Genomic DNA, 13,556 nt, shown 5'->3' with positions numbered 1-13,556 from the left:
GGCGCACGCCTTGACGTGATGGGGATGGACGAAAAATAATACCAATAGCCTAGTATAACATGGTAGAATATTGATTATTATGGCAAATTTAGGTTTTGGTTATGAAGAGAAGTGACTAGGCTGACCAAGTAAAGCATCCCCATACTAAGGTACATAGGAGCGTGAGTAGATTGAAGAAGCAGATTGAAGGTCACGAGAAGAAGAAAAAACGGAACGGTTGGATTGTCGGGTTGTTAACGACAGCTGTATTGGTAGGAATACTATTGCCCGTTGGCCCCGTACATTTGACGTCAAAAGCGAATGCCGCATCGGGAACAAGTGACACTGCCCTTAGCAAGTTCAAGGATATCAAGGGCCACTGGGCTCAAGCAACAATTGCCAAAGCGTATGAAAAAAACTTGATCTCAGGTTACCAAGACGGAACGTTCCGTCCCAATGGCAAAATCACGCGTGGGGAATATGCGACCATACTTGCCCGTGCGACTGGACTGGAGAAGCTAGAGGGGCAGAATCCCTTTGCTGATCTCAAGGGACATTGGTCTGAAGCGGCGGTTAGCCAGCTTGTCGGACAAGGATTCATTAACGCTGGCGATTACGCCAAAGGGTTCAATCCGAATGCGGAACTGACACGTTACGAGATGATGAAATGGATTGCCAATGGACTGATTAAGTCCGGAGCCAGCTTCCAGAATGCTTTTAACGATACAAAAAATACGCTTCTCCCCACACCGGAAGTGAACCGCGGCACCATTCGTGCCGAACAGATTCCGTATCTTGCCCTTGTCCGTGGGACGGGCATTGTCGGTGGATTCCAGGATGGCACATTAAAACCAGCGGATTCCACCACTCGTGCAGAAGTATCGGCCATTTTGCTGCGTTATATGGACGTAGAAGGCACGGATGCCGGGAAATATAGTGACCTGAATGAGATGAGAGAGGTCGGCACGACGGGTACGAATTTAACGACCATTAGTAATTATAGGTATAGTTCAGGTTCGGTCATGATATCTGATTTATCAAAAGGAAATATCAATTTAAGAAATAACTCGGGTGTATTAAAAATTCATCGTTTTATCGTTGTAGACGCTACTCAAAATAAGCCGAAGGGTATTTACGCGAAGCTCTTTCTTCCGGATAAGTACGCAAGTGGCTCCTATAGGACTTTTGCAGATGTGTCATTTACATCTAACTTAGAAACCTCGAATTTAATTACATTTAACCAAGGTCTTTCGGATTCGTTAATACAATTTAATCGTCTTGATTTAGATTTGGCTAAGAAACAGAGTAATGTGACAATTCCTATGGACTCAGGAGAACTTATAAAAAAAGGATTACAGAAAAGATTTTGGACTACATCGACTTTAAGGAATAAATCTTGGTCTTATTTTTTGAAATCAGATACAGAAGGAGAATTTAAAATTCAAAGGTAGCCTTATCAGGATGGTGAGTAAGTTGTAATGAAAAAGCTTAATTATTTTTCTGCTATTATTTTAGTGAGTATATTTATTTCACAAATATTATTATTGTTAGTATTGTACGTACCTATGAACGTTGTTCATGCTGCTACAGATGAGTATGGACCTAAATCTATGAAAAACCCTCGGAAGGTTACAATATTAGCCACTCCTACTGTAGGGAGGCCAGGGGTATATTGGTACCAAGTGGATAGCGGACAATTTAGAGCTGACCATGCTGGGGGACCAACTTATGCGAATAATGCAGGGAGTTGCTCCAGTCCATTTCCTGCTGCTACAGAAGTTCCAGATAGTGTAGATTTCAGTAGATGGCCTGCAGAAAACTGGCCTGATTATAATTCCAGACGAGTAGAAGTCTCAAGTATCTTTAATGTCCGAATCCATGATGTTAATTATCAGGGGAGAGCAGATCAAGATTCATATACTGGTGTGGGAGACCCTACCCCACCTTTTCCTTCAACAATTGTTGCAATAAGAACAATTACTGGAGGGTACCATGTGCCAACCGAGAAGAGCCCTTTCGCAAATGGTGGGCAAACAACGGCGGGCTGTCCTAAATACAATGCTTCTTATTTTACACCCATGGATATCATCTGGGAAGGCGATTTGGAGGAAGAAAAAGAAATCGATGTAACCCCAGATTCAACCCTTACCCTAGGTCAAACTCAGCAGATGGTAGCCAAGGTGAAGACGAAGGGCTATGGTGCCACAGCCTTTGGTGAGGGCATCGACGTAACGCGAAGGGAAGCGGAGATCAAATGGTTTTCTTCTGACGAGACAATTGCGAGTATAGAGTTGAAAACAGGGATGTTAACGGCCGAAAGTCCGGGCACGGTCACTGTGCGTGCGATCTGGAACAATGGTACATATCTAATCTCGGATACTGCCACCATAACTGTCACGTCTGAGCCAGGACTCGTTGTAAATCTGCCGAATGCTTGTAAAGCCAATACGACATCTCTACAGGCAGAAGCCGTTCTAACCAAACCGGATCGCTCTGTTCATAAACTGACGGCTCATCCCAAATTGACGTGGCAGAGCTCGAATCCGGCTGTGGCAACGATCGGCGCAGATGGCAAAATCACGACAAAAGGGATCGTGGGTAGCACGACCATAAAAGCTCATTTTCTTGATTCTGCTCAGCAACTGAATGAACAAGGGACTCAGGTGCTTGAGGTGAAGGACTGCACAGATAATGGAGAAGGTGGTAATGATGGTGATCCGGGGGGCGACCCTGTGAACGCTTGCCCTGTGACCATCAGCCCACCGAGTAGAGGCACGGTTATTGAAGCATCGGTCATGGACCCAGCTGTTCAAGGCGTGCTGAAGGCAGACGATCGAGGAGCTGAGAAGTTTGATGTCACTCGTGGTATTCCGACTTCGGAAGATCTCTACGCTAATGTCTTAGCCAAAGGGTATCTGTTTCAGCACCGTTGGGTTAACATGACAGGAACGGTGACTTACACCGTTAAAGTGAAAAGGGTGTATCATAAAACCTGGACGATCCCGGGAAGAGCGTCTAGTGGTGAGGGGGATCCAGGAACACCTCCTGAGCCCAAAGAACTTGATGTGCCTGGGGATAAAAATATGCAAGTAACACGGACATATAGCTATTGGCAGATCGATAACCTGGAGGTATATAAGTTAAATGAGGCAAAGGTATCTAACTATGCGCTAGGCGGTTATGGTGACACCGTGACCCTGACGCCCAATGCATATACACCACCGACTTTGCAATCGGCTATGGATACAGCAGTTACCAATCATGTGAAACCTGCGCTATGTCGAGAAATTGATCTTGGTATCAAAGGGGTTCCAGGGGGTTCGGCTGAACCGCCTACGCCAGATGAAACGTCATTGTTTCAATCTGAAGCTGAAGCGGAGGTTAGAGAGAACACCGTTAATAACGACAAGGTAGTCTTTAATGGAGGGATGATTATGGATCCTGCCCCGGTGGAGAAAACAACTCCAAGACCTGGCACGATCCCCCAACCTGGCATGATCGGAGAAAATGTTCTGTACCAGAACCGTCTGACAATCAAGAACACATTGATGAACAAAGCTAACCAGCCAACCACGGGTGAGATTACGTATGGACTGCTCCCTGGCAATGTTAACGGAGGTCAGGATCAGAAGTTCCCCACTCTGGGCATCAACTCGGTGACAGTACATACTCCAGTTGTGAACTATGCCTGGGTGTCAGATGATCAGCCGCATAATCAGAAGACTACGCCTGATCCGACCAGAGCTGCACTTATTTTAGAGCGTCCGTTTATTGTACGGATCCCAACTTCAGGGCAGCATCTGGATGTAGCGAGTTACCCTGGTTATGGAAACCATGATTATGCGAAATATTTCCGGATCAAACAGGTTCGTTTTCCATTCGATGTCTATAACGGTGCCAGAAGTCAGTTTATTCCGGCCATGACATGGGTGGATATTCCGGTAAATCAGTTGGACACCCGTTTTTATCTTCCTGTATGGGTAGATGAAGGGAATTACCAAGTCGAGTTTCGTAATATCGCCGAAAATGCACCTGCAAACTTCACAGGACAACAGGATGCCAATACGAATCTGACTCATCATGTCGCAGCAGATACCGTTGCTGTAGAGGTTATCGGACGATTATATGATTTTCATATCACCGATATTTCAGACTACAACTGGGAGAATGTGTTCCGTAAGCGGATGGGCAGCCCCGAACCAACGGGTGTAAGCTACTGGACCGGAGAAAACAGTATAGACGGAGATCCCCGAGGTAATTTGGCTCCCTATGTCCTGCCAGTTCGTCCTGGCAGTCATCCGGTACAGGGGTTCCGAAATGCTGCAGTGAAGACGGGTTACCATTTCAAGTTTGATCTGAAAACCAAGGGTAATATGTTTGGGAAACAGGATGGTATCCGAATCACGCCGACGTTCTCTTTTGTGAGTAAAGATGGCACCACCCGGCAAGGAGTGGATTTATACTACCATCGAGGACAGGAACGACTCATTCGTATTGGATCGGCACAAGATTTAGAAAAACGCTTTGTTGTCCTGAACTCACGTTTGCGAAATGTCCCCGGTTCGGAGTTAGGTGATACAGCGCGTTATCAGTATACCTATGAACTGTCGGAGGAGGAACGCAATCAGGGTACAATGGCGGAACATATGGTTCGTTTCGTGGATCAGACCTCTCATCATATAACGTGGGTAGGTCGTTATGATTGGATGATTCTTCCTTCACAGATCCGTACACTCATTGGCCCAAAAACAGATATTCCATCTGGTGTTAATGTTGATCGGGCGAATGCAGCGATTCAGCGCTGGTATGGGGAATATAGCTTGCCAGCAGATGTATATGCAGTACCCAAAGGAACCGATTTAGAGCCACTTGCCAGACAAAAACAGTTGGATGAGAAGGCAATAGTATTTCTGAGAGACGGTTACATTGTGGTTAACTTCAATATCGAAACATTGCGCAGTGGCAATACGAGTGCGCCACATCTGCAATATATTCACGCACCGTTGATGAATCAATGGCAAATGGAAGGTTTGGATAACAACCCGGTAGATAATCAGGGGAGAAGCTGGCCGATGCAAGATGGGGACGTGGTTTTGTACCACGCCGATCAATCCAGCCGGAATGATTTCCAATCCCAGGTACCGCATTAGAGAGAATCGTTTTACCCATAAAGAAGGCAGGCGTCATGTGAATCTACATGACGTTTGTCTTCTTTTGTGTAATTCGGATTATGGTTGGGCAGCAGAACGGGTATAAAGGGTAAGGAGCACTCGTATCATCCATGTTCATCAATTTTCTCAACGAGAGGGGAACAACACACATGATTGAAGAGGATAAGCAGGAACTATTGATTTCAGAAGATACATACCAAGGAAGAGATTTAGGTGTCACATTAGAAGCACAAACCTGTCACTTTAAAGTCTGGTCACCGTTAGCCGTTCAGATGGAACTACTTCTATACCCACCTTTGACAGGGGGGAGCCCGGAGGAAGAGCCCAATCAACAGAAACAGCAGGCGTTACCTATGCAAAAGAAAGAACAAGGCATCTGGGTTCTGGAACTGGAGGGTGATTTAAACAGCTACCGTTACATGTACAAGCCTACTTTCGAAGATGGACATTCAACCCATGCTGTAGATCCCTACGCACGAGCAGTGACCATGAATGGAGAAATGGGTGTAATTGTCAGACTGGAGCAGACACATCCGAATGGATGGAGTGAGGATATTCGTCCGCAATTGACCAGTCCTGTAGATGCAATCTTGTACGAACTGCATGTACGTGATTTTTCCATTCATCCTTCATCTGGTATAACGAATAAAGGCAAATACATGGCTTTCACCGAGACGGGTCTGCGTGATTCGGAGGGCAACAGACTGGGGATCGATCATTTGGTTGAACTCGGGATTACACATGTGCATCTGCTGCCTGTATTTGATTTTGCGACGGTGGATGAATCCAGAGTAGATGGTGATACGTCTGATGGCTCCAACTATAACTGGGGATATGATCCGCTTCATTACAATGTCCCGGAAGGTTCCTATACATCACGTGCAGATGATCCGGAGACACGAATTCGTGAGTTCAAATCCATGGTGCTTGCCCTTCATAACAAGGGAATAGGAGTAATTATGGATGTGGTATATAATCATACGTTTGATACGGCAGGCAGCTCTTTTGAAAAACTTGTACCAGGGTACTACTATCGTCAAAACGCCGATGGAACCTATAGCAATGGCTCAGGTACGGGCAATGAGGTAGCTACTGAACGCACCATGGTTCGCAAATTTATCATCGACTCGGTCCGTTACTGGGCGGAGGAGTATCATGTGGATGGTTTTCGATTTGATCTTATGGGCCTGATCGACACAACTACGATGAAACAGCTTGCAGCGGAGTTGCACACCGAAGTGTCACCTTCCATATTGTTATATGGTGAACCATGGGGTGCACTGGATTCGCCGCTTGGAGATGATATGACTCTAAAAGGAGCGCAGCGCGGGGCGGGTTTTGCTGTGTTTAACGATAATTACCGCGGAGTGATCAAGGGAGACAGCGATGGCATGGGTACGGGATTTGCGACAGGTGCGGACGGGAAAGAAGACGAATTGTGGACTGGCGTCCGGGGAGCCATTCAGGATTTTACGGATGATCCATCCGAGACGATTAACTATGTAACCGTGCATGATAATCTCAATCTGTGGGATAAAGTCGCGCGTACACAAGGACTCCACGATACCCTGAATTTCCTCAGCTATAACGAGGATGGAAGTATTTGTGGTTGCGAGAGCGTGGAAGAGGCTGTAGAGAAGGCTAAGCCTTACCTGCAGATTGATCCGGAACACATTCTGGAGAATGAGACCGTTAGCCGTAGTTTGCTTGCCAATGGTATCGTTTTAACCTCCCAGGGTGTTCCCCTGATCGCGGCTGGAGATGAGCTGCTTCGAAGCAAATATGGGGACGCCAACAGCCATCAGAGTGGAGACGTGGTTAATGCCATACATTGGGAGCAGAAGAAGCTGTTCAAGCCGGTATTTGATTATTATCGTGGGCTGATCCGTCTTCGGCGAGAACATCCAGCCTTTCGGCTTCGTACACGGGAAGAGATCGAGAAGTATGTTCGTCTAATAGAAAAAGGCAATGGGCTGCTAGCCTATGAACTGAACGGTACAGCAGCCAGCGATTCATGGGAACATATTGTTGTTATCTATAACGCAGCAAAAGAAAACCGTGACATCGCTGTTCCCACAGGGACATGGAATGTGATTGTAGAAAAAGGACAAGCAGGCGTTGATACGATACGTACCATACAGGACGGACAGGTACATGTGAATGCGATATCCCTAACGGTAATGTATTCCAATTCCTGATGAACGCAATGCTTGCCAAGAATTGAAGGGTACCAACAAACCATTAGTAAAATCGCTACTAAGGCCCGTTCTAGATATCCAATCCAATCTAATCAAATAAATTGAGATAAAACAAATCCCCCTTTTCTGTATGAAAGGGGGATTTGTTGATGCGTCAGAAACCATTGCCTTGGTCGCAAGGCTATACCTTGTCATGTCTGACCTTCTTTATGCTGTGCATCTGTTGGTGCATTTTAATCTCAACCAAATGACATCCTGCATTATATTCTTGTATATTCCAGACTTTTTTTGTCAGGACAGGTACAAATGCTGTCAATCTATGGCGCTTGTTTTCATATCCTATATTTTGAAAGCGATTGCTAATTGAATACGCAAATTGGACCGATATGATGAGTACAGACAACCCCGGGTTGACAAACAACGTCCCGCTCCGTAACATCGGGACAACACGAAATCAATGGATATAAAGGCGGTGGGAACGATGCCGGAATGGACTTCTTTTTGTTACGAAGGCAACGATCTTGGCTTAACATATACTCGTGCAGCAAGTACTTTTAAATTGTGGGCACCTACGGCACAACAGGTTTATATATTGATTTTTGACGATGAAGGGCATTACAACGATAGTGGTAAGGTACAAGATCATGAAAATGGGCAGGAACATACTCTGACACGTGATGCGGACGGAATATGGAGTCTGAAGCTCAGCGGCGATTGGGCAGGACATTATTATATGTACCGAATTATCCATGATGATCAGCGGATTGAAGTCGTTGTTGATCCTTATGCCAGAGCGGTAACGGCAAATGGGCAACGAACGGCTATTATAGATCTGGAGACCACCAATCCGATCGATTGGGACCTGGATGTCAAACCTGCTTTTCTGCGTCCTGTTGATGCCGTGTTATATGAGTTACATGTCCGTGATTTCTCCTCGGATCCACATGCAGACATTCCGTATAAGGGAAAATATCTGGCATTCACGGCATCCGGTCTGACGGATAGAGCAGGCAATAGTATTGGCGTAGACCATCTTGCCGAACTGGGAGTTACTCATGTACATCTTCTGCCTGTGGCGGATTATCAGACGGTGAATGAACTTGCTACGGCAGAAGTGGGTTCAACTGTCAAAGCACCATACAACTGGGGGTATGATCCCCAGCATTATAACGTTCCCGAAGGTTCGTATGCGACAGATCCTCGTGATCCTGCAGTTCGCATCCGGGAGCTCAAATCACTCGTTCAATCCTTGCACAGACAAGGCATTCGCGTTGTACTTGATGTTGTCTATAATCATACGTATAGCGTGGAAGAGGGGCCTTTTGAACGAGTTGTACCAGGCTATTATTACCGTTATCGGGAGGATGGCACCCTCAGTAATGGTTCTGGTGTAGGCAATGAATTGGCGACAGAACGTCCAATGGTGCGAAAATATATTTTGGATTCTCTCCGATACTGGGCAGAAGAATATCATGTGGACGGATTTCGATTTGACCTTATGGCCCTGATTGATACGGAAACGATGAATGAACTGACACGCGAATTGAAGGAACAGATCGATCCGGCGTTTCTGATCTATGGGGAACCCTGGATGGGTGGAGATTCACCTTTGGACCGTAAAACATTAAAAGGAACCCAGCGAGGTCAGGGGTTTGCAGTATTTAATGATCATTTTCGCAGTGCAATCAAGGGCGATAGTGATGGCAGTGGCAGAGGGTTTGTCACGGGTGCCGGAGGGCAGGAATATGAGCTTATTAGGGGATTAGCGGGAGCACTGGATGATTTCACATCTTCACCTGTGGAAGTTGTCAATTATGTAACTGCCCATGACAATCTCAATCTGTGGGACAAAATTGCGACAACAATGAACCTTAGACATGAATTAGGATTTCCCGTATGGAAGGACGGACAGCCCGTGGGTGGCGGGAGTGCTGAGTCCGCTGTAAAAGCAGCAGATCCTTATCGGTATGTGGATGCAGATGATGTTTTGAATCATGAGATGGTTCGTCGCTCTTTACTGTCTTCGGGCATTCTGCTGACTTCTCAGGGAATTCCGTTTCTGCATTCAGGGGATGAGATGCTCAGATCCAAAGCCGGTGATCATAACAGTTATCGAAGCGGGGATGCGGTGAACGCCATCACATGGGCCAACAAATCACGGTTCAGACCGGTGTTCGACTACTATCGTGGTCTTATTCATTTGCGGCGAACACATCCCGCTTTTCGTATGATTGATGCTGAACAGGTACGAAATCACCTTCGTGTTATTCGTGCGGATGGCAACGTAGTTGCCTTTATACTTCAGTATGGTGCGAATCAGGACACCTGGAATCAGATTCTGGTCATCTATAACGGAACGGAACATGAGCAGCATGTCGACCTGGGAGAAGGAGACTGGCATGTTGTAGTCAATGATCATCAGGCAGGCACAGACCTGATCGAGACTGTTCGTGGTACTGTTCAGGTAGAACGATGGTCTTTAATGGTACTGTATGACACAGAGCATGCTGGAGGCGCTGAACCATCAACAGTGGAGATTAGTTTTCCTCGCCAGGTATATAGTCCGAAGGAGACCACTCAACTGCGAGCGATCGTACGGGACAGCATTGGCAATGTGGTAGAAAAAGCTCCAGTCACCTGGACTTCTTCTGATCCGGATATCATTCAGATCCAGCCTGATGGAACAATCCATGCACTGGAACGAGGGGAAGCTTCGATTACAGTCCATTGTGGGAACATAACGGCAAGCTGTATGTTACAAGTGGATTATCGTCATGCTGAACGAATCGAAATTGTGGGCGAACCTGTCATGTATATGACTCGAATCAGTCGCTTCCGTGCCTTGGTTCTGGATCAATTTGGTCAGCCGCTTCAGGATTCGAATATACGCTGGAGCTCTTCTCACCCAGAACTTGCAGCGGTGAGTGCAGCAGGGATCGTACGTGCGATGACACCTGGAGTAACCCATATTATTGCTGAAGCTGGAGGAATCCGGGCAACGCTTGGCGTAACGATTCATAAACAAATTTCGCGAACCGTCACGCTTCGATACGAACGGGAAGACCAGCACTATGAAGGTTGGGATGTCTGGATATGGGGCACAGGTATGGAGGACGGAGCAGTACGGCTGGAACAAGTCGGAAATGCCGCCGAAGCCCGCTTCCGCGTTGCTCCGGGTCTGCATCACCTGGGATTGATCATTCGATTAAACGAATGGGAAGCTAAAGATACGTGCGGAGACCGTTACGTCGACATTGTACCTGAAGACGGTGATGTGCACATTATTGTCCGTAGCGGATCAGACGAGATGCAGATCATTCGTGAAAGCGAAAAAACGGAGAATCGTAATAGCGCATAGTTTCTTTATGTATAACGTCGAATGTAGTTCGTCAAAACCTTGTTAAACCAGCAGTTGGAAGAGATTCCGACTGCTTTTTTGGTCTGATTATGAGCTGCATAACTTGCCAAAAAATAATTAATTGTCCTGTTTTGTGTTTGAGATCCTCTATCATTGGGGTAAATATAGATATGGCCCACGATTCGGCCAAAGGAAAAAAGACCATCATGGTCTATGAGATAAGCCTCAGCGCTTTCCAACAAATATAATGTAGTGATCCCTTGAAGGAGGATGTTCAATCATGAAATCCAACGGAAAAATGGCTCAACTTACAGCAACGCCAAGAACGGAAAAGAAAGGTGCAGCACTGCGCCTGTTAAGACAAGGCGGACGAGTTCCTGCAGTCGTTTACGGCCCGGGACTTGAAGGTGCTTCAATACATGTAGATGAAAAAGAAATGCTGAAAGTGGCACGCACAGGCCGCTCCGAAATGTTCAACCTGAATGTTGAAGGCGGTAAAACGGTTCCGGTGCTGATCAAGGATCAGCAAGAGCGTAACGGACGTTTGCTGCACGTAGACTTTTTGCAAATTTCCAAGAACAAGCCGATCAGTGTAAGTGTATCGATCGACTTCCAGGGTACAGCGGCCGGCTCGAAAGCTGGCGGTGTATTCCAGACACAGGAGACACAGCTGGAAGTAGAAGGATTGCCTGCGGATCTGCCAACGTCGATTGAAGTGGATGTTAGCGGATTGGATATTGGTGATCGCTTGACTGCTGCGGATATCAAGCTGGACAAAGGTTTGACACTCATAACATCACCTGAGTCCATCATCGCTTCCGTCATGCCGCCACAAGCCGCTGAGGAAGAGCCGACGGCTTCTGCTGAGGAAGCTGAACCGGCAGCTGAAGAAAAAGCTACAGAAGAATAACCAAAGCTTAGGGATCTTATCAGATCGCATGTTTAGCCGAAGCCCAGTCCTGGTGACTGGGCTTTTTATACTTTCAGGACAATGGATTGGGCTAGTCGCATGAAAATTGAGAATGTACTACAATACATGTTAAAGGGTTAGAAAGTAGGTTTATTTCAATGTTTGATCCAACGGTGTATGACAATCTGAAAGTCGGGTTTGAGAATTATCTCTATGATATGGATAACCTAGATGAACGTATTCAGATTACGGGGCGTAAAGATCGGCTGGAGATGGCAGTGATGTCCAGAGAGTTCACATTACAATTCTGTCTCAGGGATCGCCCGGAAGTAACAGGGGAAGTTGTATTAAGCAGCTCCCTTGAGGAGCTTGCAGCGGAGATCCTGGAGACGCCTGGTGCGAATCCGGGTTGCCGTTTGGAACTACGGTTTAGCATGGTTGTGAAGGAGCCTGAGAAGCAGTGCCCGGTTATTCGTCCAATATTACAGAAGAGCTGGCCTGAGCAGAGGATGTGCCAGAACATCCGGTATATTTTTGATGAACAGCCAATCATGTATAACGTCACGGCTCACGTTTATTTTGACCGCAGTGTGAATGAAGACCAGATGGGAGACATTGCTGAACTCTGTGAGCATATGACGAATGTGATGGATCAATTATTACAGTTGCATAACCAGTAATTTCGAGAAAAGCCTTGTCTCTTTATAGGGATCAGGGCTTTTTTTGTATTATTTTTAGAAAATTGTATAGGCTTTCAGACTTAGGTTTAAGGTCTTTCGGGTTAATGTTTTACGCAAGCAAGTAAGAGAATGTATATTAAAAGGGGGTAAAAGTGCAATTGGACTATACAAAAATGGTGAAATTGCGAAAATAAAATTGGGACTAAAGATTTAGTCCTGTACTAAAGGAACTAGTTTTCCTTGCCGATAAAATATCGAAGGGGAGAAACTACATGACAGAGAAATTAATTCGTCTGCTGCGTATACTTCAGGCTATACAAGCAAATCCTGGAATTTCGGCCAAGGAATTGGCGCTGAAATGCGGTACGACTGTACGCACGATTTATCGTGATCTCCGGATTTTGGATAGGGTCGCCCCGATTATGAATGAAGGATACGGCAAAGGTTACCGATTTATTGGTGAGTTTGCGATGTATCCATTAGATTTTACTGAACAGGAAGCAATGGTCTTCTCCTTGCTGCCGTCCGTAGTTGATACCTCCAAGTTACCTGCTGAGTTCGATTCAGCTTTTGACAAGGTCATGTCGGCTCATACCAAATTAAAATCAAGAAACAGTGATATTGTAGAGAATATTGCGGGAATTATTCGGATGGGCACGCCAGCTTATCGTGAGGAAGGAAAAGACCCTAATTTGCTGATTCCCATTATCGAATCTATTCTAAGCCAGCAAACCATTCGTACTCAATATCATACGCTGACAAGAAATGAGATTACAGTCCGGGATATCGATCCCTATTATCTCATTCCACGTGATCAACGTTTTTATTTGATTGGATACTGCCATTTGCTGCAAAAAGTTCGATTGTTTCGAATTAGCCGTTTTTTGGATGTGACACGAACAAATGCCGGTTTCGACAAGGGTGATTTCAACATAACGCAGTACATGAAGAACACATGGTCTATTGACCGTGGCGACGAAAATATCCATTTCAAGGTAAGATTCTCTGAGAAAGTGGCCCCCTACATAAAAGAAGAAGAGATGTTTGTTCGCCCGCGAATGACGAATATGTCGGATGGGGGATTGTTATTTGAAGTGACACTGAATAGCAGCAGAGAATTTTTGAAATGGTTGTATCAATTTGGGCCCGAGGCAGAGGTACTTGAACCTCGTGAGTTTCGTAGAGAGATACGCAGGCAACTTGTCGAGTGGTTGGAACATTATGAAACCGATGTATCTTTGTGAAAATTTCAATCATGGA

Annotated in this window: 7 protein-coding genes; all 7 read left to right on the top strand. The window is 45.9% G+C overall.

Annotated elements, in window-relative coordinates:
* Positions 1 to 170: 170 nt before the first annotated feature.
* The gene (locus tag NST33_RS24015; RefSeq protein ID WP_339305407.1) at positions 171 to 1,430 is read left to right on the top strand and encodes an S-layer homology domain-containing protein; all 1,260 of its coding nucleotides are present in this window, start codon (positions 171 to 173) and stop codon (positions 1,428 to 1,430) included.
* Between the two features lie 543 nt (positions 1,431 to 1,973).
* Positions 1,974 to 5,129, top strand: coding sequence for a DUF5704 domain-containing protein (locus NST33_RS24010; RefSeq protein WP_339305405.1), 3,156 nt, complete (start codon positions 1,974 to 1,976; stop codon positions 5,127 to 5,129).
* A gap of 170 nt (positions 5,130 to 5,299) precedes the next feature.
* Positions 5,300 to 7,348 carry a type I pullulanase gene (pulA, locus tag NST33_RS24005; RefSeq protein WP_221824700.1) on the top strand — a complete coding sequence of 683 codons (2,049 nt, stop codon included), beginning with the start codon at positions 5,300 to 5,302 and terminating at the stop codon, positions 7,346 to 7,348.
* 457 nt (positions 7,349 to 7,805) lie between these two features.
* Positions 7,806 to 10,706 (top strand): type I pullulanase, encoded by a 2,901-nt coding sequence (gene pulA / locus NST33_RS24000; protein ID WP_339305402.1) that lies wholly within the window; start codon positions 7,806 to 7,808, stop codon positions 10,704 to 10,706.
* Positions 10,707 to 10,986: 280 nt separating this feature from the next.
* A complete protein-coding gene (locus tag NST33_RS23995; RefSeq protein ID WP_076212356.1) occupies positions 10,987 to 11,616 on the top strand; it encodes a 50S ribosomal protein L25 in 630 nt (209 codons plus the stop codon).
* Between the two features lie 158 nt (positions 11,617 to 11,774).
* A complete protein-coding gene (locus NST33_RS23990) occupies positions 11,775 to 12,296 on the top strand; it encodes a hypothetical protein (protein WP_221824697.1) in 522 nt (173 codons plus the stop codon).
* A gap of 272 nt (positions 12,297 to 12,568) precedes the next feature.
* Positions 12,569 to 13,540, top strand: a complete 972-nt coding sequence (locus NST33_RS23985; RefSeq protein ID WP_076212352.1) for a transcriptional regulator — start codon at positions 12,569 to 12,571, stop codon at positions 13,538 to 13,540.
* The last annotated feature ends 16 nt before the right edge of the window (positions 13,541 to 13,556 follow it).

It is taken from the genome of Paenibacillus sp. FSL L8-0435 (assembly GCF_037965655.1).
Classification (GTDB): Bacteria; Bacillota; Bacilli; order Paenibacillales; family Paenibacillaceae; genus Paenibacillus.
The sequence above is the reverse complement of the archived record's forward strand: the minus strand, read 5'-3'. Positions and strand labels throughout refer to the sequence as shown.

Bases quoted from the DNA above. Each gene is read 5' to 3' on its own strand.
- pulA (WP_221824700.1), top strand. From the start codon at position 5,300: ATGATTGAAGAGGATAAGCAGGAACTATTGATTTCAGAAGATACATAC.
- pulA (WP_339305402.1), top strand. From the start codon at position 7,806: ATGGATATAAAGGCGGTGGGAACGATGCCGGAATGGACTTCTTTTTGT.
- NST33_RS23995 (WP_076212356.1), top strand. From the start codon at position 10,987: ATGAAATCCAACGGAAAAATGGCTCAACTTACAGCAACGCCAAGAACG.
- NST33_RS23990 (WP_221824697.1), top strand. From the start codon at position 11,775: ATGTTTGATCCAACGGTGTATGACAATCTGAAAGTCGGGTTTGAGAAT.
- NST33_RS23985 (WP_076212352.1), top strand. From the start codon at position 12,569: ATGACAGAGAAATTAATTCGTCTGCTGCGTATACTTCAGGCTATACAA.